22 protein-coding genes are annotated in these 26,137 nt (G+C 43.4%); 3 read left to right on the top strand and 19 right to left on the bottom strand.

The features are described from left to right. Positions 1-62: 62 nt before the first annotated feature. From hag to AC07VD_RS02140, 4 genes are all read right to left on the bottom strand, one after another. Positions 63-884 (bottom strand): flagellin Hag, encoded by an 822-nt coding sequence (gene hag / locus AC07VD_RS02125; RefSeq protein WP_029318328.1) that lies wholly within the window; start codon positions 882-884, stop codon positions 63-65. A gap of 338 nt (positions 885-1,222) precedes the next feature. After that, a complete protein-coding gene (gene uvrA / locus AC07VD_RS02130) occupies positions 1,223-4,096 on the bottom strand; it encodes an excinuclease ABC subunit UvrA (protein ID WP_167560499.1) in 2,874 nt (957 codons plus the stop codon). Between the two features lie 7 nt (positions 4,097-4,103). Then, a complete protein-coding gene (gene uvrB / locus AC07VD_RS02135; protein ID WP_130572906.1) occupies positions 4,104-6,089 on the bottom strand; it encodes an excinuclease ABC subunit UvrB in 1,986 nt (661 codons plus the stop codon). Between the two features lie 185 nt (positions 6,090-6,274). Next, positions 6,275-6,505 (bottom strand): CsbA family protein, encoded by a 231-nt coding sequence (locus AC07VD_RS02140; RefSeq protein WP_003228053.1) that lies wholly within the window; start codon positions 6,503-6,505, stop codon positions 6,275-6,277. 446 nt (positions 6,506-6,951) lie between these two features. Between AC07VD_RS02140 and AC07VD_RS02145 the strand changes: the two genes are divergently transcribed. The 3 genes from AC07VD_RS02145 to AC07VD_RS02155 all read left to right on the top strand — a co-directional run bounded on the left by AC07VD_RS02145 (position 6,952) and on the right by AC07VD_RS02155 (position 11,457). Continuing rightward, on the top strand, positions 6,952-9,447 hold the full coding sequence (locus AC07VD_RS02145) for a PEP/pyruvate-binding domain-containing protein (RefSeq protein ID WP_130572907.1): 2,496 nt from the start codon (positions 6,952-6,954) through the stop codon (positions 9,445-9,447). A 75-nt stretch (positions 9,448-9,522) separates the two neighbouring features. Next, complete coding sequence (locus tag AC07VD_RS02150) at positions 9,523-10,092, top strand: TetR/AcrR family transcriptional regulator (protein WP_017695297.1); 570 nt, start codon at positions 9,523-9,525, stop codon at positions 10,090-10,092. A 30-nt stretch (positions 10,093-10,122) separates the two neighbouring features. Next, the gene (locus AC07VD_RS02155; RefSeq protein WP_494721568.1) at positions 10,123-11,457 is read left to right on the top strand and encodes an MFS transporter; all 1,335 of its coding nucleotides are present in this window, start codon (positions 10,123-10,125) and stop codon (positions 11,455-11,457) included. Between the two features lie 47 nt (positions 11,458-11,504). Here the strand turns inward: AC07VD_RS02155 and minJ are convergent, their stop codons facing one another. From minJ to flaG, 15 genes are all read right to left on the bottom strand, one after another. Further along, positions 11,505-12,698, bottom strand: coding sequence for a cell division topological determinant MinJ (minJ, locus tag AC07VD_RS02160; protein WP_003228042.1), 1,194 nt, complete (start codon positions 12,696-12,698; stop codon positions 11,505-11,507). A 78-nt stretch (positions 12,699-12,776) separates the two neighbouring features. Beyond that, positions 12,777-13,130 carry a swarming motility protein SwrAA gene (gene swrA, locus AC07VD_RS02165; protein WP_015251121.1) on the bottom strand — a complete coding sequence of 118 codons (354 nt, stop codon included), beginning with the start codon at positions 13,128-13,130 and terminating at the stop codon, positions 12,777-12,779. 383 nt (positions 13,131-13,513) lie between these two features. After that, positions 13,514-14,956, bottom strand: a complete 1,443-nt coding sequence (gene ctpB / locus AC07VD_RS02170; protein ID WP_024571531.1) for a carboxy-terminal processing protease CtpB — start codon at positions 14,954-14,956, stop codon at positions 13,514-13,516. Between the two features lie 139 nt (positions 14,957-15,095). Then, the gene (ftsX, locus tag AC07VD_RS02175) at positions 15,096-15,986 is read right to left on the bottom strand and encodes a permease-like cell division protein FtsX (RefSeq protein WP_009968247.1); all 891 of its coding nucleotides are present in this window, start codon (positions 15,984-15,986) and stop codon (positions 15,096-15,098) included. After that, positions 15,979-16,665 carry a cell division ATP-binding protein FtsE gene (ftsE, locus tag AC07VD_RS02180; protein ID WP_003228039.1) on the bottom strand — a complete coding sequence of 229 codons (687 nt, stop codon included), beginning with the start codon at positions 16,663-16,665 and terminating at the stop codon, positions 15,979-15,981. The genes ftsX and ftsE overlap by 8 nt, the downstream gene beginning before the upstream one ends. A 233-nt stretch (positions 16,666-16,898) precedes the next feature. Further along, entirely contained in the window at positions 16,899-17,237 is a 339-nt protein-coding gene (gene cccB / locus AC07VD_RS02185) for a cytochrome c551 (protein ID WP_494721567.1), read from the bottom strand. Between the two features lie 48 nt (positions 17,238-17,285). Continuing rightward, a complete protein-coding gene (locus AC07VD_RS02190) occupies positions 17,286-18,131 on the bottom strand; it encodes a YitT family protein (protein ID WP_015483762.1) in 846 nt (281 codons plus the stop codon). A gap of 166 nt (positions 18,132-18,297) precedes the next feature. Next, positions 18,298-19,399, bottom strand: a protein-coding gene (gene prfB / locus AC07VD_RS02195) for a peptide chain release factor 2 (protein ID WP_010886623.1) whose coding sequence is annotated in 2 segments (ribosomal slippage) — positions 18,298-19,326 and positions 19,328-19,399 — 1,101 coding nt in all. Because the reading frame shifts where the segments join, the coding sequence is not laid out codon by codon here. A gap of 69 nt (positions 19,400-19,468) precedes the next feature. Further along, positions 19,469-21,994 (bottom strand): preprotein translocase subunit SecA, encoded by a 2,526-nt coding sequence (gene secA / locus AC07VD_RS02200; RefSeq protein WP_024571530.1) that lies wholly within the window; start codon positions 21,992-21,994, stop codon positions 19,469-19,471. A gap of 167 nt (positions 21,995-22,161) precedes the next feature. Next, on the bottom strand, positions 22,162-22,731 hold the full coding sequence (gene hpf, locus AC07VD_RS02205) for a ribosome hibernation promotion factor (protein ID WP_003228031.1): 570 nt from the start codon (positions 22,729-22,731) through the stop codon (positions 22,162-22,164). Between the two features lie 190 nt (positions 22,732-22,921). Continuing rightward, complete coding sequence (locus tag AC07VD_RS02210) at positions 22,922-23,299, bottom strand: DUF8042 domain-containing protein (protein ID WP_024571529.1); 378 nt, start codon at positions 23,297-23,299, stop codon at positions 22,922-22,924. 9 nt (positions 23,300-23,308) lie between these two features. Then, positions 23,309-23,650, bottom strand: a complete 342-nt coding sequence (gene fliT / locus AC07VD_RS02215; RefSeq protein ID WP_014481040.1) for a flagella biosynthesis regulatory protein FliT — start codon at positions 23,648-23,650, stop codon at positions 23,309-23,311. Continuing rightward, the gene (fliS, locus tag AC07VD_RS02220; protein ID WP_003243747.1) at positions 23,647-24,048 is read right to left on the bottom strand and encodes a flagellar export chaperone FliS; all 402 of its coding nucleotides are present in this window, start codon (positions 24,046-24,048) and stop codon (positions 23,647-23,649) included. The genes fliT and fliS overlap by 4 nt, the downstream gene beginning before the upstream one ends. A 21-nt stretch (positions 24,049-24,069) precedes the next feature. Continuing rightward, complete coding sequence (locus AC07VD_RS02225) at positions 24,070-25,566, bottom strand: flagellar hook-associated protein 2 (protein WP_494721566.1); 1,497 nt, start codon at positions 25,564-25,566, stop codon at positions 24,070-24,072. A gap of 17 nt (positions 25,567-25,583) precedes the next feature. Next, positions 25,584-25,913, bottom strand: coding sequence for a flagellar protein FlaG (gene flaG, locus AC07VD_RS02230; RefSeq protein WP_017695303.1), 330 nt, complete (start codon positions 25,911-25,913; stop codon positions 25,584-25,586). Positions 25,914-26,137 lie beyond the last annotated feature (224 nt).

Genomic DNA, 26,137 nt, shown 5'->3' on the forward strand with positions numbered 1-26,137 from the left:
ACATCCAGTTAATGGACTCTGTCGGCAAGCTGTAACTATCAGAAAGAGATAGCCGTTCAAAATTAACGTAACAATTGAAGCACGTTTTGCGGCTGTTGGTTTGCTTGAGCAAGCATCGCTTGAGAAGCTTGAGAAAGAATGTTGTTCTTTGTGAAATCGCTCATTTCTTTCGCCATGTCAACGTCACGGATACGAGACTCAGCAGCTGTCAAGTTTTCAGAAGAAGCACCAAGGTTGTTGATTGTGTGCTCTAGACGGTTTTGTACCGCACCAAGTTTAGCACGTTGGTTTGAAACACTTGTAATTGCACTATCGATTTTAACAATCTCAGTGTCAAAACTAAAATCATCTGCTGAAACATCGATACCTTTTACTCCTAAAGTTGTTGCATCCATGTTGCCAATTGTAACATTAATATTTTGGCCAGCATTTGCACCAATTTGGAATGTAAATCCTGCTGTTTCACTACCGTCTAAAAGTTTTTTTCCGTTAAATTCAGTACGTTGAGAAATTCCATCGATCTCTTCAGTTAAAGCATCCATTTCATCTTTAATTGCAGTTAAATCTTCAGTTTGCTGTGTACCTGTGTTTCCTGCTTGAACAGTAAGTTCACGCATACGTTGAAGGATTGCATGGGTTTCAGTCAATGCACCCTCAGCTGTTTGGATAAGAGAAATTCCGTCTTGAGAGTTTTTAGAAGCCATTTCAAGACCTCTGATTTGTCCTCTCATTTTTTCAGAAATCGCAAGACCCGCTGCGTCATCTCCCGCACGGTTGATGCGAAGACCTGAAGAAAGTTTCTCCATGTTTTTTGAGCTCGCGCTGTTGTTTGAAGACAAACGGTTTAATGTGTTAAGCGCTGCAATATTGTGGTTGATTCTCATGTGAAAAATACCTCCATGTGTATATGTTTTTGAAATCAAAGACTTCCTTTTCTTTGATTTCTGGCGTATCAGATTCCAATAAAGCTTCTAACCTATGTAAATTCAGTTATTGATTAAGGATGCCTTTAAGCCCCTTAATAGGGTTTGTCTGCTTAATTTGGAAATCATCATCCGCCTTTCAATTCATATATCGACAGCAATTTGTAAATGTTTAGGCGTTTTCCCAAAGAAATTTTACCCAAAGACGATTCTAAACCTATTATGCCGTAAAGAAAAAGCTTGCCTGCTAAGCCCAAGGATGGACTAGCTGACAAGCTGTCCCCTCTTAACAGAGGGTTTTAAGATGTAGCTGTTTCTTTTGCTTTCAAGAGCGATTTCATGCGTGTTTTGTCACGTTCGATTACAGGCTTTAAATAACGGCCTGTATACGATTCTTCAACTTCAGTGATTTCCTCAGGCGTTCCAGACGCGACAATGGTTCCGCCCCCGGCTCCGCCTTCCGGGCCCAGATCCACAATGTAATCGGCTGTCTTAATGATATCAAGGTTGTGCTCAATAACAAGTACAGTGTCTCCGTTGTCTACCAACCGTTGCAGCACGACAAGAAGCCTGGCGATATCGTCGACATGCAAACCTGTCGTTGGCTCATCTAAAATGTAGAGCGTGCGTCCGGTCGAGCGTTTGTGCAGCTCTGACGCGAGCTTCACGCGCTGCGCTTCTCCGCCTGACAAGGTCGTCGCCGGCTGGCCGAGCGTAATATAACCTAAACCAACATCATAAAGGGTTTGGAGCTTGCGTTTGATTTTCGGGATATTTTCAAAGAAAGAAAGAGCATCTTCAACCGTCATATCAAGCACATCAGAGATGCTTTTTCCTTTGTACGTCACTTCAAGCGTTTCACGGTTATAGCGTTTGCCGTGACACACCTCGCATGGAACGTATACGTCAGGAAGGAAGTGCATTTCAATTTTAATAATCCCGTCTCCGCGGCAGGCTTCACATCGTCCGCCCTTCACGTTGAAGCTGAAACGGCCTTTTTTATAGCCGCGGACCTTCGCTTCATTTGTCTGCGCGAATACATCACGAATGTCATCAAATACACCGGTGTATGTCGCAGGGTTGGATCTCGGCGTTCTTCCAATTGGCGCCTGGTCAATGTCAATGACTTTGTCTAAATGATCCAAACCTTTAATCTCTTTATGGCTGCCAGGCTTCGCTTTCGCTTTATGAAGCTTTTGCGCCAGCGCCTTATGCAAAATTTCATTAACGAGTGTACTCTTTCCTGAACCGGAAACACCTGTAACTGCTGTAAACGTCCCAAGCGGGAACTTGGCATTCACTTTTTTCAGGTTGTTTTCTGAAGCACCTTTAATTTCAATGTAACGTCCGTCCGGCTTTCTTCTTTCAGGAGGCAATGGGATAAACTTTTTCCCTGATAAATAGCTGCCCGTTAATGAGTTTGGATCTTCCATCACTTCTTCCGGCGTACCCGCAGATATCACCTGTCCGCCGTGAATGCCGGCTCCCGGTCCAATATCTATTAAATAATCTGCTGCCATCATCGTGTCCTCATCATGTTCGACAACAATCAGCGTGTTCCCGAGGTCTCTCATATTTTTCAGAGCGCTGATCAAGCGGTCGTTATCACGCTGATGCAGACCGATAGACGGCTCATCTAAAATATAAAGCACACCGGATAAACGCGAGCCAATTTGAGTCGCCAGCCTGATGCGCTGTGCCTCTCCCCCGGACAATGTACCCGCTGCCCTGCTCAATGTCAGGTAATCGAGGCCGACTTTGTCCAGAAAGCTTAAGCGCTCCACAATTTCGCGCAAAATCAAATTGGCGATCTGCATATCCTTCTCAGAAAGGGTGAGATCTTTAAAGAAGGCAAGTGCGTCGGCGACAGACAGCTCGGTAATTTTTCCAATGTGGCGGCCGTCAATCAGTACGGCAAGCGCCTCTTTCTTTAACCGATAGCCTTTGCACGTCGGACAAGATTTCTGAGACATATACTGCTCCATTTGCTCACGGATGAAATCGGAGCCTGTCTCCTTATAGCGTCTTTCAATGTTGCGCAATACGCCTTCAAATTGAATTTCACCTTCGCGGATTTGTCCAAAATCATTTTCATATCGGAAATAAATCAGGTCATCTCCGCTGCCGTACAGCACTTTATCCAGTTGATGCTTCGGCAAATCTTTGACCGGCACATCCATATCAATCCCGTAGTGGGTGCAGACTGCCTCAAGCAGCTGAGGATAATATTGTGAGCTGATCGGTGTCCAAGGGGCGACCGCATTCTCCTTCAATGACAAATCTTGATTGGGGATGACAAGATCGGCATCCACTTCAAGCTTCATTCCGAGACCGTCACACGTCGGACACGCCCCGAACGGACTGTTAAACGAAAACAGACGCGGCTCAAGCTCACCAATTGAAAATCCGCAATGCGGACAGGCATGATGCTCGCTGAACATCAGCTCTTCCTTACCGATGACATCGATCATAACCCGTCCTTCACCTAAACGGAGCGCCGTTTCCAATGAATCTGACAGCCGGGCTGCCACGCCTTCTTTCACCACAATCCGGTCAATGACAACCTCAATGGAATGCTTCTTGTTCTTTTCTAATTCGATATCGTCAGAAAGCTCAGCCATCTCGCCGTCAATTCTGACTCTGACATAGCCTTGTTTTCTAATCTGTTCAAGCACTTTGACATGAGCGCCTTTTCGGCCCGAGACAATCGGCGCCAGCACCTGAAGCTTCGTCCGTTCCGGGTATTCCAGAATTCTGTCCACCATTTGCTCGATGGTCTGGGATGTAATCTCAATTCCGTGCTCCGGACAATGAGGCTTCCCTACTCTCGCATATAAAAGACGCAGATAATCATAAATCTCAGTTACCGTACCGACAGTAGACCTCGGATTGCGGCTCGTTGTTTTCTGATCAATGCTGATGGCGGGAGAGAGCCCCTCAATTGCATCCACATCCGGCTTATCCATTTGCCCTAAAAACTGGCGGGCATAAGCAGACAGCGACTCGACATACCGTCTCTGTCCTTCAGCATATATCGTGTCAAAGGCAAGGGAGGATTTACCTGATCCGGACAAACCCGTGACAACGACAAGCTGATCTCTCGGAATCGTTACATCTATATTTTTCAGGTTATGCGCCCTGGCTCCCTTCACCTCTATCCGATCCATAGCCATTTGTTCATCATCCTTCCGCTTTTAGCTCTAAAAGTAAATCGCGAAGCTCCGCGGCTCTTTCAAAGTCAAGCGCCTTGGCGGCTTCCTTCATTTCATGCTCCATCTGTTCAACGACTTTCTGGCGTTCTTTCTTCGTCATTTTCGACAGCTTCGGCGCGGCTTTTGTTTTGTATTCCGCTTTATCCTCAGCTGCTACTGTGGCACGAATGACATCGCGAATTTCTTTATTTATCGTTTTCGGCGTAATGCCGTGCTCTTCGTTAAACCGCTCCTGCTGCTCGCGGCGGCGTTTTGTTTCATTAATTGCAATTTCCATAGACTTCGTTATTTTATCGGCGTACATAATGACGCGGCCTTCCGCATTTCTCGCTGCCCGTCCGATGGTCTGGATCAGCGACCGCTCCGAACGAAGGAAACCTTCCTTATCCGCATCCAAAATCGCAACAAGGGATACTTCGGGAATGTCCAAACCTTCCCTCAGCAGGTTGATGCCGACAAGCACATCGTACTTGCCAAGGCGCAGGTCGCGGATAATTTCAATCCGTTCAAGCGTCTTGATCTCAGAATGCAGATAGTTTACTTTAATGCCGATTTCCTTTAAATAATCGGTCAGATCCTCTGACATCTTCTTCGTCAAAGTTGTCACAAGCACCCGTTCATTCCGCTCGATTCTTGCTTGAATTTCGCCGATCAAGTCGTCAATCTGACCTTCGATTGGACGGACGTCAATAAGCGGGTCAAGAAGCCCCGTCGGACGAATAATCTGTTCGACCATTTCATCTGTATGTTCAATCTCGTACGGCCCTGGTGTTGCTGATACATACACGATATTGTGCATATGCTTTTCAAATTCCTCAAAACGAAGCGGACGGTTATCAAGCGCTGATGGAAGCCGGAAGCCGTGATCCACGAGCACCTGTTTCCGCGCCTGGTCTCCGTTAAACATGCCGCGCACCTGAGGAATTGTCACATGCGACTCATCCACCACGATCATAAAATCGTCTGGGAAATAATCAAGAAGCGTATACGGCGTTGAACCTGGAGGCCGCAGAGTCAAATGTCTTGAATAGTTCTCGATGCCGGAGCAGAAACCCATTTCACGCATCATTTCAAGATCATATCTTGTCCGCTGCTCTAAACGCTGCGCTTCAAGGAGCTTTCCGTTTTCATGCATGACCTTCAGCTGCTCCTCAAGCTCCCTCTCGATATTTTGAATCGCCTTCTCCATTTTCTCGGCCCGCGTTACGAAGTGGGATGCCGGGAAAATCGCAACATGATCTCGGTCGCCGAGAATTTCTCCTGTCAGCGCATCTACTTCCCGAATCCGTTCGATTTCGTCACCGAAAAATTCAACTCTGACACAATGCTCATCACGGGATGCCGGAAAGATTTCCACTACATCCCCGCGCACACGAAATGTACCGCGCTGAAAGTCGATATCGTTGCGGGCATATTGGATGTCTACAAGTTTTCTGAGCAGCTCGTTGCGCTCAATTTCCATTTCAGTCCGCAGTGACACGACCATTTCCCGGTATTCCTCAGGCGAACCGAGGCCGTATATACAAGACACACTCGCAATAATAATGACATCTCTGCGCTCAAACAAAGCTGATGTGGCGGAGTGTCTCAGTTTATCAATTTCATCATTAATACTAGCGTCTTTCTCTATAAATGTATCCGTTTGAGGCACATACGCCTCCGGCTGATAATAATCATAGTAGCTGACAAAATACTCGACAGCATTGTTCGGAAAAAATTCCTTGAACTCACTGTAAAGCTGTCCAGCAAGGGTTTTGTTATGGGCAATCACGAGAGTCGGCTTATTGACTTCTTTAATCAAATTAGACACCGTAAATGTTTTCCCAGTTCCTGTCGCACCCAGCAGAGTCTGATGCTTCTTGCCCTCCTGAATTCCTTTCACAAGCTTTTCAATGGCTTTCGGCTGATCTCCCTGGGGCTGATATTTCGAGACTAACTCAAAGCGATCTTTCACAAAAATAAGCCTCCGTTTCTTTAACGAAATCTTCCTATAGATATAGTAACACAATGGAAAGCAAAATCACTAAAAATACGAACTAAAGTTCGGTGGTTTTTTATTTCCAGCTGTTTTTGTGTATAAAAAACCTGCTTTTAAATCGTAAAAGCAGGTATTCAGTCTTTATATTCATTATGTCCGATTTATTCTTCTTTTTTCTCTGCAGCTTTTTTGGCCATATACAGTCCCCCAGCCACAAGAGACACAACATCCAATCCTACAATAAAATACGTTTCTGTATAGCCTTTTAAATAAGAGGCAAACAGCAATGCAGCTGTTAAAGCGATCGCCACATAATGATTAAAGGTGACTCTAGTAAATAGAACAACAAGCATAAAAGGGAAAAACAATGCAAAAACGGCTTTTGTAATCAACAAAAACCCTCCTCAGGGATTCTTCATCTGATCTGATTATAGTAAAAAATGAAGAATCGGACAATCGTGCATTCGCTCCCTCTACTACACCATACCCCTTTTCAGCCAAAATCAATCACCATATTTGCATTTTGGTGCCGGTCAAAACTTATTCCATGGTGCCGCTGTTCTAATCAGCGGCACTTTTTTTATTACATCATCAAGTCCGCCGCCAGATTCCGAGAATAAAAGAAAATAGGCATACAGTACCAGTACGGCCGCATTTTTCAGGATAATATAACCAACTTAACTATTCATTTTATTTAGGACTTTCTGCGTTTGACAGCATTTTCCTGAAAACCTACAATTGAATGATAGTGTTTACTATCATTTTTTTAAACACAGGCTCCGCAATAAAAAGACTAGAGAGAAAAACAAAATGAATGAAGAAAAGAGGGGTTTCAAATATGTATTCTGTTTTATTTCGCCAGGCAGAAGAGTCCAGCCAGCTGGCTGGAGCAAAAGGAATGAATTTGATTAAATTGACCAAACACGGTCTTCCTGTTCCGGACGGGTTTATTATTCAAACGAATGCGCTCGCACGTTTTATGGAGGACAACCAGCTTCAAGAGACTAGCGAAAACGTCGAAAGCGGGATCATTTCCGGAACATTTTCGGATGAGCTGAAAAATGAGCTGACTAGTTCCTTTTATAAGCTTAGAGAATCATATCGATCCGTAGCCGTGCGTTCTTCGTCTGCCTCGGAAGATTTAGAAGGCGCCTCATTCGCGGGTCAATATGAAACCTACTTAAATATCAAAACAGAGGAAGAGTTTCTGGCTAAAGTGAAAGAATGCTGGGCCTCATTTTTTTCTGGGCGGGTCAGCAGCTATAAGAAAAAAATGAACAATCAAATCGCAGAGCCGTTAATGGGAATAGTCGTTCAGGGGCTGATCGATTCAGAAATGTCAGGTGTTATCTTCAGCCGCAATCCTGTTACCCATGATGATAGAGAGCTTTTAATAAGCGCCAGCTACGGGCTGGGTGAAGCTGTTGTTTCAGGAAGTGTTACCCCAGACACGTTCATTGTTAATAAATCTTCGTTTGAGATTCAGAAAGAAATAGGTGCAAAGGAAATCTACATGGAGTCTGCGGCAGAAGGAATTGCTGAAAAAGAAACGAGTGAAGACATGCGCAGCCGTTTTTGCCTTACAGATGAACAAGTGATTGAATTGGCTGAAATCACAAAAAAAACCGAAGACCTGTACGGATATCCTGTCGATATAGAATTTGGAATTGCTGATCATCAAATATACCTTCTGCAAGCTCGTCCGATTACAACCATTGATCAGGACAAAAAGGCGGCAGAAGAAAAACGCAGCTTCATGATTACCGACACTGATATGAATGATTTCTGGCTTAACATGGAGTCTAATATTGAAGGTCCGGTGAGTCCGTTATTTTCATCCTTCATCGTGCCTGCGTTGGAATATGGCTTGAAGAAGAGCATGCAAAAGTTTCCGATTGGTGTAGTTGTTGATGAAGTAAAACTTTATCGCGGACATATTTATTCCAAAAACCAAGGCGGACAGCAGCCTCCTTCTGAAGACTGCGGCAAAGAGCTTTTCCCGATTTTATCGGAGCATATGTATGACATCATCAATCACACATACCTCCCTTTTTACCGGACACTGGACCAGCTCGCACAAACTGAGCATACCGCAGAAAGCGCACTGGATGCTTTTCAAAAACTAAAGGCCTTTTATCTCACGGCTTATGAAGAGCACTTCAATATCGTTTTCCCGCAAATCCTTTTAACAAACAAACTGCAAGCGATGTATCAGGACATTCAAGGAGAGTCCGAAAACGCTCATTTTTACGAGATGCTGACAGGAAAAATGAACAAATCACTGGAAACGGACCGTTGCTTATGGCTATTTTCTGTGGAAGTTCAGGAGAACCCGAACCTTCTGGCCATTTTTGAAAACAACAAGCCTGAACAGCTCCAGGAGAAATTGGAACAAACAGATGAGGGAAGACACTTCCTGAAGAACGTCCATGAATTCTTGCAAGAATACGGATGGAGATCTGTTAAAAGTCATGATCTGATTGAACAAATCTGGGTGGAAAATCCGTATTTCGCTCTGGCCAATATTCAAAATTATGTCCGTAATGGCTATCATTTTGACAATGAATTTCAGAAAACGAAAGAAAAACGAGAGAAATTATACAATGAATTCTTGGAAAACATAGAAGATCCCGGTTTACGCACCGAATTTGATCGCTATTATCAATGGACACTGAATTCTGCAAATATAAAAGATGATCACCACTTTTATATTGACGCCATGCTGGATGCCAAGGCGAGAATCTTTCTGCTGAAGATAGGTGAATTGCTGGCGGAAAACGGTGTCATTCAAGATCGGGAGGACCTTTGGTTCTTATATGATGACGAAGTGGAACAAGCGCTTCTTCACCCTGTATCCCTGCAAGAAAAGGCTGAAAAACGCAGACAGATTTTTCATGAGTATGAGCTAGCCCAAGCCCCGGCCTACCTCGGCACCCCGACAAAAGAACAGCTCAAAGCTGCTGAAGAAATTGTCGGCGCTGTGATAGAGGATGAAAAAAACACAGAGAATCATATTTTTGGCATTGCGGCATCAAGCGGCATTGCGACAGGTCCGGTGAAAATCATTCGGGACGCCAATGAATTTTCTCAATTCGCGCCTGGGGACGTACTCGTTTGCAAGATGACCACACCGCTATGGACCAGCCTGTTTCAAGACGCCAAAGCGATAATTACAGACACAGGCGGCATTTTGTCTCATGCTGCGATTATTGCCCGTGAATACGGCATTCCAGCCGTTCTCGGCACACGCACGGCAACCGAAAGACTGCGAGACGGTGACATCATCACTGTTGACGGAAGCAGCGGCAAAATCACAGTTGTCAGCCGGTCCTGATGCGTCCCCCTCTTTCTTATACAAGCGGGGCGGGTGTATACTTGTCCTGCCAGTATATTCGTGAGGTGAAACGTATTGAGACCGACAAACAAGAGAATCCTTGATGCTGCCATGCAGCTGCTCGTCAAAAAAGGATATCGCGCAACGACTACAAAAGAAATTGCAGAAAAAGCAAATGTAAGTGAAGCGACGATTTTCAGGAACTTTAAAAACAAACAAGGACTAGTTGAGGCTTTGCTTTCTCAGCATTCTTCAAACAGAGGCAGCATTTTGGAACAAACAGAAGGGGATTTGTACAAAGACCTGCTTCATATCGGAACCTGTCTCTTGGAGGAGCTCGAACATAGAAAAGATATCATTAAAATCAGCTTTCGTGAACCGGCCATGTTTCAGGATGTCATTAACCACGTCACTGAATATCCCCAATCTATGAAACAGCTATTGGTTGATTATCTCAAAACGATGGGTGAGAAAGGGGTTATTCAGACAGGAAATGAAGCGGAGAATTCCGACGTGTTCATGTCGATTATCTTCGGTTATTTCATTCACCGTCTCCACTTAGGAGACCGGGTCATATCAATGCCCCAGGAAAAAATGCTGGAGCACAGCACAGCTCTATTTGTCAAAGGAATTTCTGCTGATTAACTCCTTGGCATAATAAAAAGGAGGATCCCAATGAGCTCAAGAAAAGAATGGGCGCTGATCGTCTCGCTATTATTGGGGGCCATTCTGGTTCCCATTAACTCAACGATGATCGCGGTCGCGCTCTCATCTATTTCCCATACGTATAACGAGTCCATCGCAAGCATCACTTGGGTGGTTACCGTTTATTTAATCGTGATGGCAGTCACACAGCCGATTGCAGGAAAGCTCGGTGACATGTACGGCAATAAAACAATGTACTTATGGGGAGTCGGCCTTTTTCTAATCGCATCTCTAGGCTGCGCCCTTTCACCGAGTCTGCTCCTGTTAATTGTCTTTCGGGCATTGCAGGCTGTCGGCGGGGCATTGCTTACGCCAAACAGCATTGCCATTATTCGGCATGTTGTTTTCGAAAAACGCCTACCGAAAGTGTTTGGATTTTTCGGACTGGGCGCGGGACTTGGTGCAGCACTCGGGCCTTTTATCGGCTCTATACTGATTGACAGCTTCAGCTGGCATTCGATTTTTTGGGTCAACATCCCGTTCCTCGCCATTGCTTTATTTACGGCATTAACGATGTTTCCTCAATATAAAGAAAATAAATCTGACGCGCCGCTGGATATCATCGGCTCTCTCTTGCTTGCAGGCAGCATCGTTTCAATTATCCTGCTGACGAAAAATGAGGCTCCATGGGGATATGCGGTATACAGTGTATTGATACTTCTTTTTGTTCCGCTTTTTTTCAGAAGAGAAAAACGTACCCAGCATCCCATCATTGACTTTGCACTGTTTAAAAGCTCAACCTTTACAAATGCGAATCTATCAGTCTTGTTAAGCAATTTGATGATGTATGCCGTCTTATTGATTATGCCGTTATTTATGACGAACCAATTTGGGCTTAATACGTCTAACAGCGGGATGGCGCTTTCTGTATTTTCGATCTTCATGTCAGCCAGCAACTGGGTGGGCGCGCAGCTCCATCACAAATGGGGAGCCAAAAAAATCATTTTTCTTTCATTTGCCATGATGGCTGGTGCGAATCTATTATTTTTGCTGTTAAGCAGCTCGCATTCTGTCTTGTTCCTCATGCTCTCTCTTATCCTTGGCGGGCTCGCTTCCGGAGTCGGCCTGACCAGCATGCAGGTTTCATCCCTTGCCACAGTAGACCCCGGTATGTCAGGAGTGGCATCTGGGATTTTCTCGACCTTCCGTTATTTCGGAAGCATCATTTCATCAGCCTTAATTGGCCTGATTTCGGGATATCACATCCTATTTGTAATTCTCTTTGCTGTATCCATCATCGGCGTTTTTGTTTCATTGGGCATCAAATCTGATGAAACGGCACGGATAGAAAAAAACTCAGCGTAACACAAAACAGCCCGGCATCGCATCTTCCTGCGGTGCCGGGCTGCCTTTTATGATCCAGAAGCGGCTGCTTCGTCTTCACGGTCATCCTTTACGAAGAGGATGCCCAATTCATGATGTTCTCCTTCATAAGAAGCTCGCTGGTCAAAACGGATTTCTCCATTCAAACCGATAATTTCAAGCTTCACATATGCACGGTTATGCTGGAGCGCTTCATAGAAATCAGAAACGTTCTTAACCGGTATGCCATTGACTTTCGTTATGATTTCCCCGATTTTCAATTCCAGATCCTCAGCCGGCGTATTGGGGATAATCCCAAGCACCATTAAGCCCTGATCCCTTTTCGAGAAATAAAACGGAGCCGCGTTATCATTCACTCTTTGCTTTATGGACAGAAAAATACGCCCTAACAAAGCAGTACAGACCGCTGCACCCGCAAGCGGCGTCCACAGTAAGCTCGCTGCCCCGAGAACTGCGACGGCAAGACCGAGAATACAAACGCGTTTCGCTGTGATCCTTATACTCGTTTCAGGCAGCGATCCCTGTACCCTTTGTCCAAATCCGACAAAGTAAGGAATCCATAGAAAATGGAATGAGCCGCCGGGAACAGTAAACACGGGCCACCAGCTAAGGTGCGATTCTAAACCATTACCGGGCACGAGAAGGAACAGCGGCAAAAGCCAAACCCGGTTTGCCAGCTGCTGTCCGATCGGCAAACCGCGGCTGCTTACGACAAGTGCCGGTGATGTTCTCACATGCGCAGAACGATAAGCAACCGCTCCTTCAGTGATAATCAGCAAACCTAGAAACACAGCCACAGCCGGCCAAACAACTGCAAATCCTTGCGGAAATCTCTCTAGAAAGGGCTCCGCCTGATATATTTGCAGTCCAAAACCTATCAGCATACTCACACTGACGATATATGCAGCAGACATCCAGTTTGCGCGAAGAGTGAACGCTGCCGCTGCAGTGATAACGGCAATAATCGCAAGTAAACCGAGAGGAATCGATATTCCGAGTCCACCTAAAATAACTGACAAAAGAAGACCTGGAATCAGTCCCTTTGTATATGTAAATTTCAGATCATCATAAATATCTGCTATTCTTGTATGAAAGGTTTTTCGTTCCCGTTTGATTCTTACATAGCCGAAAGCCAGGGTTATGATGATAAAAAACCAGAAAAGCGGGTGTAAGAAGAACAAGCCCGCGCTTTTTAACAGTTCAATTCCCCATTGAACAGACACTATCTCTCACCGCCTCAAGCCAAACATGTTACTCATATTCTATCAAATATTAAATGGCTTGGATATCCTCAGGAGAGTTTATCTCTCTTGCGTCATCCACAGCGTGACATTCGATAGTGAAAAATCCTTTAAATAGTGGTTTACATCCACATCCAATAACCCGCTGATTAGATGCATCGACCTTTTTATATCTGTCAGATTAATTCCTAATCGCTTATGGTTTTTCATTAAGTAGTTAAAATAATGTTTGGCGCATTCCTCATTAATGTCATTTACTGATTCGACATTGGTGTAATTGACCAAATATCTGCTGAACAGCATAAGAAGACTTAGTGCTTTTGTAGCTGAAAATGTTACGTCTTGTGTTCTGTCTTTTAATTGTTCCACTAATTCATAATATTTTTTTTCACGCACAATACTTGCCCTCTTCAATTGTGAACCCCCATTTTCTTTATACAGATAAGCACGGGCCAGTATAAGCAGCAGTACTGGAGTGCTAACAAGCATTCTCGCTAACGTTACTCTTTAAATACCTGTCGTTCAGCTGCCATTAACCTGATTACTGTTCTTTTTAGAACCTTCTTATATTGTATGAAGTAAACAAAGACTAGGCAACTTGCAAAAGTTTCATTTTAAATGCATATTAACTCGTTAGAAAGTCTCTCTCATATATTGATATCGGGTAATAACAGTCCTTTATAAATGTTTATTTGTGAAAATTTTTTTAATTTCTTGTCAAAAACTCATTTTTTATGTGACTTATGATCCATAATCTCTTTAAGTACAAAGAAACAGGAGATGGAATACCATCTCCTTTAATTGACAAATAATGATTTCAATGCTGTTTGAAGCTGCAAATCATTTTTTTCATCTGATTTTTTCTTTTCTATCTGCTGATTTAATGTCTCTGCAGTGCGAGTGTCGATCACACCGGTTTTATTCAGCTTGTTTTGATCCTGAAAAGCCATAACCGCTTTTTTCATGTCTTTGCTGAAATAGCCATCCTCACGTCCCGGATCAAAGCTGAGACCTTTTAACAATACCTGCGCATGCTTGACGTCTTCATTGTTCATGTCCACTTTAAGCGGCTCTTTCAGCTGTAAGGGCCCGGCGGAAAAATAATCAGGCTGCTTAATCGCAATGGTCGGTTCAATTCCTTTCTTATGAATCCAGTTTCCATTTGGCGTCAGCCACTTGTAAAGCGTTAATTTGATGTTGCTGCCGTCCCCCATTGGCACAGCCTGTTGAACCGTTCCCTTTCCAAAAGACGTATCGCCTACAACATCATAATGGCCAGCTTCCTTTAATGCGCCGGCAAGAATTTCTGATGCAGAGGCACTTCCTTTATCCGTAATCACATTGACAGGGTACGCTTTTTTATGGGTCAATGTTGAAAAATAACGTTTTTTATCCCCATTGCGTTCAGCAATCTGAATATACGGCTGATCCTTTGTAACAAAATGCTTAAGAATTTCTTCCACACTTTGAAGATATCCGCCCGGGTTGCCGCGTACATCAATGACAAGTCCTTCTATTTCTTTTTTCTCAAGCTCCCTCAGCGCTTTTGCAAAATCCTCTGCGGTGTGCTCAGAAAAAGTAGAGATGGCAATATATCCGACAGAATGCCCCTGTATTTTTTTCTCTGATGCAAAAACCGTTTCGAGCGGAATCTCAGCTCTCTTGATCCGGAATGACAGCTGCTTCTTCGTTCCAGGCCGCTGAATCCTCATTGAAACGCTGGACCCTTTTTTTCCTCTTATTTTTAACACAGCGTGGTTTAAATCCTTGCCGGCCATCGATTCTCCATTGATGCTGATAATTTCATCATTAGGCTTCAACCCGGCTTTTTCCGCTGGCGATTTCTTGAATGGGGAAACAATAATAATTTTGCCGTTTTCCATGCCAACCTCAGCCCCGATGCCTTCAAATGAGGAATCAAGAGAATCAGAAAATTGCTTAGCTGTCTGCTTGTCCATGTAAACAGAATAAGGATCATTTAGCGTAGACAGCATTCCCTGGATGGCTCCCTCGAGCAGCTTTTCTCTATCTACTTTTTCTACGTACTCATTCGAAATTAACTCATACGCTTTTTCGATTTTGTCCATAGCTTTATCCCGTTCAGAGTCAGCTTGTGCCGTCGCGGGAACTGCTGCAGTCTGGGGCTTATCCATCTCAAGCAGGTTGATTCCCGCATATACACCGGCGCCTCCGAACAGCATGCTCCCTGCTGCTATCACAGCCATTATTTTTTGATTCATCCTTTACTCCTCCTGTATGCCAGACTGTCTTTACCAAAACCTAGAGATAGTATATGTAAAGGATGGAGATTTCATGTAATCATAGAAGAAAAAGAAGGCAAATGAAAAGCCGTCCCGAAAGCGGGACGGCTTTTTCACTTTATACTCGCAGAAACTTGCGGATGGAAGTCAGACTTCCCCATACTCCAATTACTGCGCCGATTGCAATCAGAACTAGCGAAACTTGGAATACAAATGGATTATAAGGAAGAAGAGAGACAAATGATCCTTGAACCTTTGGAACGACCCATCCGATGACGTATTGGTAAGTGCTCAGCACCAGTGCAATCGGAATCACAGAACCGAATACGCCTAGCAGCAATCCTTCAAGGAAAAACGGCCAGCGGATAAACCAGTTTGTCGCACCGACAAGCTTCATGATTTCAATTTCTTTTCTTCTTGCGAAAATTGTAATTTTAATGGTGTTGGAAATTAAGAACATCGCCGTAAATACCAGGCCGATAATTAACGCGATTCCGATGTTGCGGGAAACGCCGACCACTTTAAACAAACGGCTAACCTCTTCTTTTCCATAAGTGACTTTATAAACATGATCCATTTTTTCGATCTTTTTCGCCACGTTCGGCGTATCATGCGGATCTGTCGTTTTGACGACAAACGCATCATTAAGCGGGTTTTCCTGATCCTTCATTGTCAGGGATTTTCCGCTGTCACCAAAACTGTCAACCAGCTGGTCAAGCTCTTTTTCTTTAGATGAAAAAGTGACACTCTGAATGCCCTTCAGTTCCTTAATATCGTTCTGAAGCTTGTCCTGTGCCTTCTGATCTGCAGTCAGATCAATCAGCACTTTGATTTCGACTTGTTTTTCTGCATTCGTGGCCATGTTATTCAAATTCAGCATAATCACTAAAAACACGCCGACTAAAATCAGCGTAACGGTTACAGCACTAATGGATGCAAATGTCATCCATGTGTTTCTCCCGAGAGATTTAAAACTCTCACGCAAGTGGCGCCCGAGAATTTTAATCATATGAACCATACTCCCCTCTTGACTCATCACGCACAATGATACCATCTTCGATTGCAATGACACGTTTCTTCATGGTGTTTACGATTTCTTTATTATGTGTCGCCATCACGACTGTTGTCCCGCGGTTGTTAATTTCCTCCAGCGTCTTCATGACTTCCCAAGACGTATCCGGATCAAGGTTTCCTGTCGGTTCATCAGCAATGACAACATCAGGGTTGTTCACAATTGATCTGGCAATAGATACACGCTGCTGCTCCCCGCCTGAAAGCTGGTCAGGAAATTGTCGCGCTTTATGCTTCAGCTGCACGAGATCAAGCACTTCAAGCACCCGTTTCTTAATGACAGAAGGCTGTTCTCCAATCACTTCAAGGGCAAATGCCACATTTTCAAAAACAGTAAGTTTCGGAAGAAGCTTGAAATCCTGAAAGACAACGCCTATTTTGCGGCGCACGAAAGGAATCTCTTTTTCTTTAATTGTCGCGAGATCTTTATGATTGATTAAAATTTGTCCTTTTGTCGGTTTTTCTTCTCTGTAAATCATTTTAATAAAAGTAGATTTACCCGCTCCGCTCGGACCAACAACATACACAAACTCACCGGGATGAATGGTAACAGAAATCCCATTGAGCGCTTTTACGCCGTTCGGATAGGCTTTATATACTTCCTTCATCTCTATCATGAAATCACCTAATCTTTTATATCATTTTATCTATCACACGGTCATACTCTTCGAATGCATTCGACAATTTATGACCCATTCATTTGTAAAAAGATGAAAAATCTGAAAGTTCCCTTTTTCAATACACTTCATTATACGTCAAATTTAGACATAATACTATTACAGTTTCTTTTCATTCATATTGTCAAGGCATAAAAACATCCTTGCCGGCACTCGGCAAGGATGTTTTTATCTTACTTTTTTTCTGACAGCCATTTGGCAATAACAGCGGCTTCGTTATCATCTACAAGCCCCTTTGGCATATTGCCGCGGCCGTTTTTAATAATGCTTTCAATTTTGTGTTCGTCGTATTTGCCTCCGACCTCTTGGAGATTAGGCCCTGACACACCTTCTAAATCCTTGCCGTGGCAGCCTACGCAGCTTTGCTGATATAATTCTTCCCCTTCAGATGCAGTGGCTTCCGTCTTGCTGCCAGTGTCTTTCTTCTCTTCTTTTGCATCGTTTGATCCGCAGGCAGCCAACAGAACAGAAAGCGCAAATCCAATCATTAGTATCGATAACTTTGATTTCATGTTGAGAAGCACAACTCCTTTACGATCTCTTCCATATTATAACCTCGTTTAAGCGCGTTTGAAACCCTCGCCCAGCACCTCGCTCGCGTCTGCTACAATTACAAAAGCTGACTCATCAATCTGTTTGACGATTTGTTTCAATTTGGTGAATTCAGTTTGCCCAACCACGCACATTAAAATCGGACGGTCATCGTCAGTATATCCGCCGACTGCAGAAATTTTTGTCACGCCTCTGTCAATCTTCTGTAAGACAGCCTCCTTGACAGCCTGCTCCTGCTTTGTAATGATGAGCGCCATTTTTGAACGATTAAAGCCGACTTGCACAACATCAATGGTTTTGCTGGACACATAGACGCCAAGCATGGCATATAAGCCTTGCTCAATATTAAATACGATCATAGCCGTAACAACAATCATTCCGTCAATGATGGCGAGACACTTCCCCAATGACAGACCGGAGTACTTATGAATGATCTGTGCAGCCAAGGCTGTTCCTCCCGTCGACCCTTTCCCTAAGTACACAATACCAATTCCGATACCTATCCCGACACCGCCAAAAATCGCCGCCAAGAGTTCATGATGAGTGGCTGGCTGAATATCCCTTGTCAGAAACACTACTAGCGGCAAAAACACAGAACCTGCAAGCGTCTTTAGTCCAAATTTCCCGCCGAGCAAAATGACGCCAGCAATAAATAAAGGGATATTAATAATCCACTGTACATACGCTGCTTCAAAACCATATGATTGTAAAATCGTACTGATCCCGCTGACACCGCCGGCGGCAATCTTGTTCGGAAGCAAAAATACATTAAAGGACACGGCCGTAATCGCTGCTCCTAACAATATGTATACATAATCCCGCAAAATCCACAATGTTTTATTCCGTACGTCCATCATATATCCTCCGTTTCTTCCAATGCTCTCCGATAGCATTTTAATCCTTCCCTGATTAGATGTAAATAACACCCAAATAAAGTGGTAATATGCTAAAGCAGCAGTGAAATCAAGGATATAAGGAATAAAAAAAACACACCCGTATGCATCAGGTGTGTTTTTCAGCTTATGAAAGCTTAGATCGCAGGTAGGCATCAATAAACGTATCAATGTCACCATCCATTACAGCTTGAACGTTCCCCATTTCTGTATTAGTCCGATGGTCTTTTACCATGGAATACGGATGGAATACATAAGAACGGATTTGGCTGCCCCAGCCGATTTCTTTTTGTTCACCGCGAATTTCATCCAGCTCTGCCTGCTGCTCTTCAATTCTGCGCTGATACAGCTTGGCCTTCAGCATTTTCATGGCTCTTTCACGGTTTTTAATTTGTGAGCGCTCCGTTTGGCATGTCACAACTACGTTCGTCGGCAAGTGAGTAATCCGAACGGCTGAATCCGTCGTATTGACGTGCTGTCCGCCCGCGCCGCTTGCACGGTACGTGTCAACTTTAATATCCTCCGTACGAATATCAATATCAATTTCATCGTTAAATTCAGGCATGACTTCACATGAAACGAAAGATGTGTGGCGGCGGCCTGATGAATCAAATGGTGAGATCCGCACAAGACGATGAACACCTTTTTCTGCTTTGAGATACCCGTAAGCGTTGTGTCCTTTGATGAGCAATGTCACTGATTTGATTCCCGCCTCATCACCTGGAAGGTAATCGAGAGTTTCTACTTTAAAGCCGCGGCGCTCTCCCCATCTTGTATACATTCTAAGAAGCATAGAGCCCCAGTCCTGTGACTCTGTACCGCCAGCACCAGGGTGCAGTTCTAAAATCGCGTTATTTTTATCATACGGCTCGCTGAGAAGAAGCTGAAGCTCAAACTCATTGAACTCTTTTGTTAATGATTTTAGTTCTTTTTCAAGCTCAAGCTGGAGATCAGTGTCCGGCTCTTCTTTCAAAAGATCATGAGTCATTTGCAATTCTTCGTGGGATTCATTCAATTTTTTATACGAATTGACATAATCCTTTAAACCGTTTGCTTCATTTATAACCGTTTGAGCTTTTTGCTGATCATTCCAGAATTCCGGATCAGCCATTTGTTCATCTAGCTCAGCAATGCGGGCCTCCTTTGATTCGAGGTCAAAGAGACCCCCTAAAGTCCGCTAAACGAGAAGCCATATTTTCGAGCTCTGCTCTGATTTCTGATAATTCCATTTCATTCACCTCATTAAAAGATCCGCAGGCGCCTGCAGGCGCCGCGGTCAGTAAACTTGCCGGGGCGAACTATTCAGTACGGCCGCAGCAATTTTTATATTTTTTCCCGCTTCCGCAGTGGCATGGGGCATTTCGGCCGATATCAACCACTTTGCGAACCGGTGCTTTCTTTGCTTTTTTGTTATCGTCGCCTTCTTGCGGCTGATGAGCTGTTGTTTGGCCTTGTACAACCTCTTCACGCTCCAGATTGTTTTCAATCTCAGCTTTCATCACAAATTTTGCGACTTCGTCCTCAATTGATTCAATCATATGCTCAAACATCGCAAAACCTTCCATTTGATACTCACGAAGCGGGTTCGTCTGCGCGTAAGCACGAAGGTGAATCCCTTGGCGGAGCTGATCCATCGCATCAATATGATCCATCCATTTAGAATCAACGGCACGAAGAACGATAACTTTTTCGAATTCGCGCATTTGCTCTTTGCCGAATTGCTCTTCCTTCTCATTATATTTTGTGATGATGCGATCCATAATGAGCTCAAGCATTTCATCCGGTTCTTTGCCGAAGATATCGCTCTTCTCAAGCGCACCTTCATCAAGATAAGTTGTGTTGATAAGATCAACTAGACCGTCAAGCTTCCACTCCTCAGGAAGCTCTTCTCTTGGCGTATAGGCTGCAATTGCGCGTTCGAGAGAAGACTTGATCATATTTTCAACGATTTCACGCAGGTTTTCAGAGTCAATGACTTCAAAGCGCTGCTTATAAATGACCTCACGCTGCTGGCGGAGAACATCATCATATTGCAGAAGCTGTTTACGCGAATCGAAGTTATTGCCTTCGACGCGTTTTTGAGACGATTCAACCGCGCGAGATACCATTTTACTTTGGATTGGAGTAGAGTCGTCCATGCCGAAGCGGTCCAGCATCGCCATTGTCCGCTCAGCTCCGAATCTGCGCATCAATTCATCTTCCATAGAAAGATAAAATTGAGTGATCCCCGGGTCTCCCTGACGTCCGGAACGACCTCGAAGCTGATTGTCAATCCGGCGTGATTCATGTCGTTCTGTTCCGACTACAGCGAGTCCGCCAAGCTCTTTTACACCTTCGCCAAGCTTAATGTCCGTTCCGCGCCCCGCCATGTTAGTCGCAATCGTAACTGCGCCTTTTTGGCCGGCCTCTTCAATGATCTGCGCTTCACGTTCATGGTTTTTGGCATTTAACACTTGATGCGGAATTCCTTTGTTTTTAAGCAGCTTAGAAATCAATTCAGATGTTTCAACGGCAACCGTACCGACTAGAACAGGCTGTCCCGTCATGTAACGCTGTGCGACATCCTCCGCAACTGCCTTAAACTTTCCTTCCATCGTGCGGTAAATTAAATCCGGACGGTCATCACGGACAACAGGCCTGTTGGTAGGGATCGTGACAACCTGCATGTTGTAGATGTTGCGGAATTCTTCTTCCTCTGTCTTAGCTGTACCCGTCATACCGGCAAGTTTTTCGTACATTCGGAAGTAGTTTTGGAACGTAATCGTCGCCAAGGTCATGCTTTCGTTTTGAATCTCAAGCCCTTCCTTTGCTTCAATCGCTTGGTGAAGCCCCTCACTGTAGCGGCGGCCTTTCATCAGACGTCCCGTGAAGGAATCAACAATAACAACCTGTCCGTCTTCCACTACATAGTCAACGTCCTTTTGCATCGCAACGTGAGCTTTTAAGGCCTGGTTGATATGGTGGTTGAGCGCGACATGCTTCACATCAAAGAGGTTATCGATGCCGAACGCTTTTTCCGCCTTCGTCATTCCTTCTTCAGTAAGCTGTACAGCTTTTGTTTTGATATCGTACGTGTAATCCTTCTCCGCTTTTAACGTACGGACAAAAGCATTTGCCTGTACGTACAGCTTAGTGGATTTTGCAGCTTGTCCAGAAATGATAAGCGGTGTTCTCGCTTCATCAATTAAAATAGAGTCAACTTCATCAATTACCGCAAAATGAAGCGGGCGCTGAACCATCTGCTCTTTATAAAGAACCATATTGTCACGCAAATAGTCGAAGCCAAGCTCGTTGTTTGTGGAGTAAGTAATATCAGCGGCATAAGCTTCCCGTTTTTCGTCTTTTGACATTGAGTTTAAATTCAAGCCGACAGTCAAACCGAGAAACTCAAAAATTTTCCCCATTTGCTCAGCGTCACGGCTTGCCAAGTATTCGTTGACAGTCACGATGTGTACGCCTTTACCTGTTAACGCATTTAAATAAACAGGCAGAGTAGACGTTAATGTTTTCCCTTCCCCTGTTTTCATTTCCGCGATATTTCCGTCATGAAGCGCCACGCCCCCCATGAGCTGGACTTTAAACGGAAACATGCCTGTTACGCGGCGTGAAGCTTCTCGAACAACAGCGAAAGCTTCAACAAGAAGATCATCCGTTGTCGCCCCTTTTTCAAGGCGCTCTTTAAATTCAATTGTTTTATGTTTCAACGCGTCGTCAGAGAGATTTTCATAGTCTCCGCGAATCGCATCAATATCGTTAGCAATTTTTTCGTATCTATTCAGCGTACGTTTTGTTGGATCAAACATTTTATTTAAAATTCCAAGCATTTATAACGCTCCTCTATCATCACATGCCTATTTTAAAGGCATGTATAAATAATTTACTAGTCCATGTATACCTCTCATTATCATATCATACCTTTTGTTATTTCCAAAGAATTTGCAAATAAGAAAAACAAAAACCTTCCGCGAACATCACGGAAGGCTTCTCTTCATTATTCAGTCGGTTCAATTAAGCCATATTTCCCGTCATTTCTGCGGTACACGACATTTGTAAGGTTTGTTTCCGCATTTGTGAAAACAAAGAAATTATGGCCAAGCATATTCATTTGCAAGATCGCTTCTTCACTATCCATCGGCTTTAAATTAAAGCGTTTCTGACGGACAATGTCCAAGCTCTCCTCCTCTTCTATGTCATCCTGAACCGCAATATCTGTATCAGAGCCAAGGCCGTTTGCCAATAAATATTTTGGAGAGCCCTGCTCACGGAATTTACGGTTTACTTTCGTTTTATGCTTACGGATTTGACGTTCCAGTTTGTTTGTTGCGAGATCAATTGCGTTGTACATATCCTCGTTATGCACCTCGGACCGAAGCGCCAGATCTGTCATCGGAATCGTAACCTCAACCTTAGACTCCTTGTCATTGTAAAACTTCAAGTTGACGTTCACATCGGCATCCACACTATGGTCAAAATAGCGCTCCAGCTTGCCGATCTTCCTCTCGACATGATCCTTTAACGCGGGTGTCACTTCAATATTTTCTCCTCTGATGTTATAGTTCATCAAAGAACGCCTCCCTTTTATTAAGGATATGTATCTATTTCTCTTTTACCCTTTACAATTCCTGCTGAAACATAAATCTTTTGTGAAAATTCAGTGAACTTTGTCGAATTTTGTTTGTATTTGCTCTGTTATTGGCGGTTCGGAGGTATATGTATATGCTGATTGAACGAAACAAATACCTCAAACACGCCTAATTGATTAAAAAGGGTTCCATACATTGATGAATAGACAGCATCCATTTTCTATAATGAATCAGAAAATGTTCCTTTAAATACTCACTGAACTCATGAGAGGGAAAAGAGAAAGAGACCAATTGATCAAACTCCGCAAAAATTTGGTCAAATGCTTTCACACAAATTTCAGCACACCGCGAATCCATAATGAAGAGAAGTGTTGAATGTGTTGAATCCAAATAAAAAAAGGCTTGGATCAGATCTTGGTAGATCCGATCCCCTTCTGTTTTTGATAAATTCTCTTCAGCCTCTATCAAATAACACAACCCTTCTTCAATGGTAAAAAGAAGATGATAATAAGCTGATAAAAGCGTATAATCTTCAATGCTCTTCAAGGCACTCACCTATTTACGCTTGTCATAATATGTGCCGTCAATCGTAATGTTGTTATAAGGATTTAAATACGTGGTATGCATCACACGTTTTCTTTTCATCTGCTGAAGTTCTGCTGCGATTGACTGCTTCAGTCGTTCCATTTCCTTCACAATAAGCTGATCCCATGTCAGCACAAGCTTCATCTGCTTTCGCTCTTCTTCTGAAAGCGGCAGAGATATCTCCTGAATCAGTTCAGACCGTTTAGCCACAAAGTCTTCAATTTGTTTTAAAAGCTCATCGCTTTCCGGCGTATTTTGTATGTGTGACAGCATACTCTTCGTCTCAGTGTATAGTTGATCTATGTTATTCATGCGATCCCGCCTGATCCGTGCCGGTCCTTCCGCTCACTTTGAATGGCCTGTTTCCAAGCATCGCGAAAATCTGTTACATAGCCTTCAACCTCAGCCAGCATGCCCGTATCATTTTTAATATTTGCCTGTACCAATCTGCGATACATATAATCGTACATCGCACCCATAGAAGCGGAAAGCTCTATGTTACGGTTAAGTGTAAAATTTAATTCCTGAATAATATTTTGCGCTTTAATCAGATTTTCATTTTTACGTTCCATATCATCATTCTCAATGGCCTGAGCGGCAAGTCTTATAAATTTCAAACAGCCATTATACAGCATAAGCGTCAGCTCACCGGGTGTAGCCGTATTCACTGAATTTTGCTGATAGGCTGTATAAGGATTTTGGATCGCCATGTGTCATCCTCCAAATTACATTTATTGTGCTAGAAGCTGTGATAAATAGGACGATTGTTCGTTCATTTTTTGAATCGCAGAATCCATTGCACTGAATTTTGTATAATAGCGGTTTTCTATTGTGGTCAACCGGTCCTGCATTTTAGTAATATCTGTGCTGATCGTGTTTAAATTTTTACCGATTGAGTAGTCATTGGTTCCCATTGTCGAGTTACCGGCTTTTGCTTCAATGCTTTTCACCGTACTTTTCAGTGTGTCACCGATACGTTTCATAATCCCTTTATCACTATAAGCACTGCTGTTCGACCCGCTTGTAAATAAGGCGGCAACACTTTGCGGATCTTCTTGTATTTTAGCTTTCAGTTTGTCTTCATTAATTTCTAGATGTCCTCGCATTTGGTAAGCACCAGACGTTGTGATGCCAAATTCAGTTAATTGATAGGTTTTTCCATCCGCACTAACTTGAGAATAAAAATCAGTCCGCATTTGATTCGTGCCGGTGCTGATGCTGGTATCATTTTTCAGCAAACCGCTTTTTGCCTTCTCTTCCCAGAGTTCTATCTCTTTATCGGACATGGCTTCTTTTTGTTCACTCGTCAGCGGCGCATAGTCTCTGTATTTTTCTTCTTTCAACTTTTCATTCAGGCTGTCAACCAGTTCATTGTATTTATTCACAAACTCTTTAATTTGGTTGTAAATCCCGTCAACATCAGTAGATACAGATGTGGTAACAGGGCCTGTGGCTGCAGTTGTATTTTTGATCGAATAAGTAACGCCATTCACCGTGAAATTGTTTGTCAGCTTCTCCATTTCAAAGCCGTTGATGGTGACTTTTGCATTCGTTCCTTCTTTGTAAGCAGTAATCTTATTATCAGTGTCCAAAGAAAAACCTAGCTGGCCAGACATAAAATCTGCTGTAGCAGAGTCTGCTGCTTGTATACTGCCTCCTGCACCTGTTGCTTTAGAAGAAAACGCAATGGTTTCCACATACTCTGTACCATTCCAAATTTTATCTTTAAAAGCTGATACTCCTAGATCTGAGCTGTTAAGTTTAGAAATCACATTATCAATCGTATCAGCGCTCGTCACACTAATGTTCACTGTTTTTGCGGCTGTCTCACCAGGCGCAACAACGTTAAATGCCAAATTATAATCGCCCTGTGTGTATCCTGTATAATTGTTTGCCTTATATGTCGCAGCAGTTGCCAAACTTGCTACTTCAATAGTAGATGAAGAGTTTGCTGCACTTGCAGTTCCTGTAGCAGTTAACACAGATTCGTTTGAGCTTGTTACGGTTTTACTCTGAAACGTACTCGGATATGTCAGCTTATTATTAGACATATAATCTTGGAATTCTTTTATTTTCGAGTTTACTTCACGATAGCTATCACGCTGCCATTCAAGAGTCTGCTTTTTTTGTGTTAGCTTATTAAGCGGTGCTCTTTCTGTCTGCATCAGCTTTGATACAATATCATCTATATCCATTCCTGACGCCAGACCTGTTATTCTCGTGACCATTTCAAACCACTCCTAATCTACTTTTTTTCATCTACAAATAACCCAAGAAATTCAGTCATAGCCGCATAAAAATCAAGCCACCGTTTTGGTGGAATTTCGCGGATCACTTCATTTGTAGAGTCCTCTATTACCTTTACATAGTATTCATTTAACTTGTCATGAAGCTCGAACTTCAGATGAACTTGCGAAGGTTCCAAAAACTTGTTCATTCCCTCTACCATTTCAGCAAGGTCGGTATATGAAACTTGATGAACAGGAACCTCACTCTCATGATCTTTCTGATTATGTATTTGAGTATCATAACGATCCCAAACAGGTTGTAACGTAGTGAGCCTTTCAATGTTCAATTGATCATCCCCTATGCCCCAATCTATCGTTTATATCGACTAAATCGAGATAAGATTACACATATTTTTGGAAAAAATCTCATCCGTTTTAGATTTCTTAGTTTGGAAATACGTTTATAAAAAGTAAGTGGAGAATCCGGTTATTATATCATGATTTAATAACAGCAAGTGGAATGATTCGGAGTTAGAAATATAAATAAAAGACCTTGGCAACGCCAAGGTCC

The organism is Bacillus sp. GW821-FHT01G09 (assembly GCF_059422205.1).

Excerpts from the sequence above, each read along its gene's own strand:
- hag (WP_029318328.1), bottom strand. The coding sequence starts at position 884 with ATGAGAATCAACCACAATATTGCAGCGCTTAACACATTAAACCGTTTG.
- uvrA (WP_167560499.1), bottom strand. The coding sequence starts at position 4,096 with ATGGCTATGGATCGGATAGAGGTGAAGGGAGCCAGGGCGCATAACCTG.
- AC07VD_RS02145 (WP_130572907.1), top strand. The coding sequence starts at position 6,952 with ATGTATTCTGTTTTATTTCGCCAGGCAGAAGAGTCCAGCCAGCTGGCT.
- AC07VD_RS02155 (WP_494721568.1), top strand. The coding sequence starts at position 10,123 with ATGAGCTCAAGAAAAGAATGGGCGCTGATCGTCTCGCTATTATTGGGG.
- ctpB (WP_024571531.1), bottom strand. The coding sequence starts at position 14,956 with ATGAATCAAAAAATAATGGCTGTGATAGCAGCAGGGAGCATGCTGTTC.
- ftsX (WP_009968247.1), bottom strand. The coding sequence starts at position 15,986 with ATGATTAAAATTCTCGGGCGCCACTTGCGTGAGAGTTTTAAATCTCTC.
- ftsE (WP_003228039.1), bottom strand. The coding sequence starts at position 16,665 with ATGATAGAGATGAAGGAAGTATATAAAGCCTATCCGAACGGCGTAAAA.
- cccB (WP_494721567.1), bottom strand. The coding sequence starts at position 17,237 with ATGAAATCAAAGTTATCGATACTAATGATTGGATTTGCGCTTTCTGTT.
- AC07VD_RS02190 (WP_015483762.1), bottom strand. The coding sequence starts at position 18,131 with ATGGACGTACGGAATAAAACATTGTGGATTTTGCGGGATTATGTATAC.
- secA (WP_024571530.1), bottom strand. The coding sequence starts at position 21,994 with ATGCTTGGAATTTTAAATAAAATGTTTGATCCAACAAAACGTACGCTG.
- hpf (WP_003228031.1), bottom strand. The coding sequence starts at position 22,731 with ATGAACTATAACATCAGAGGAGAAAATATTGAAGTGACACCCGCGTTA.
- fliT (WP_014481040.1), bottom strand. The coding sequence starts at position 23,650 with ATGAATAACATAGATCAACTATACACTGAGACGAAGAGTATGCTGTCA.
- fliS (WP_003243747.1), bottom strand. The coding sequence starts at position 24,048 with ATGGCGATCCAAAATCCTTATACAGCCTATCAGCAAAATTCAGTGAAT.
- AC07VD_RS02225 (WP_494721566.1), bottom strand. The coding sequence starts at position 25,566 with ATGGTCACGAGAATAACAGGTCTGGCGTCAGGAATGGATATAGATGAT.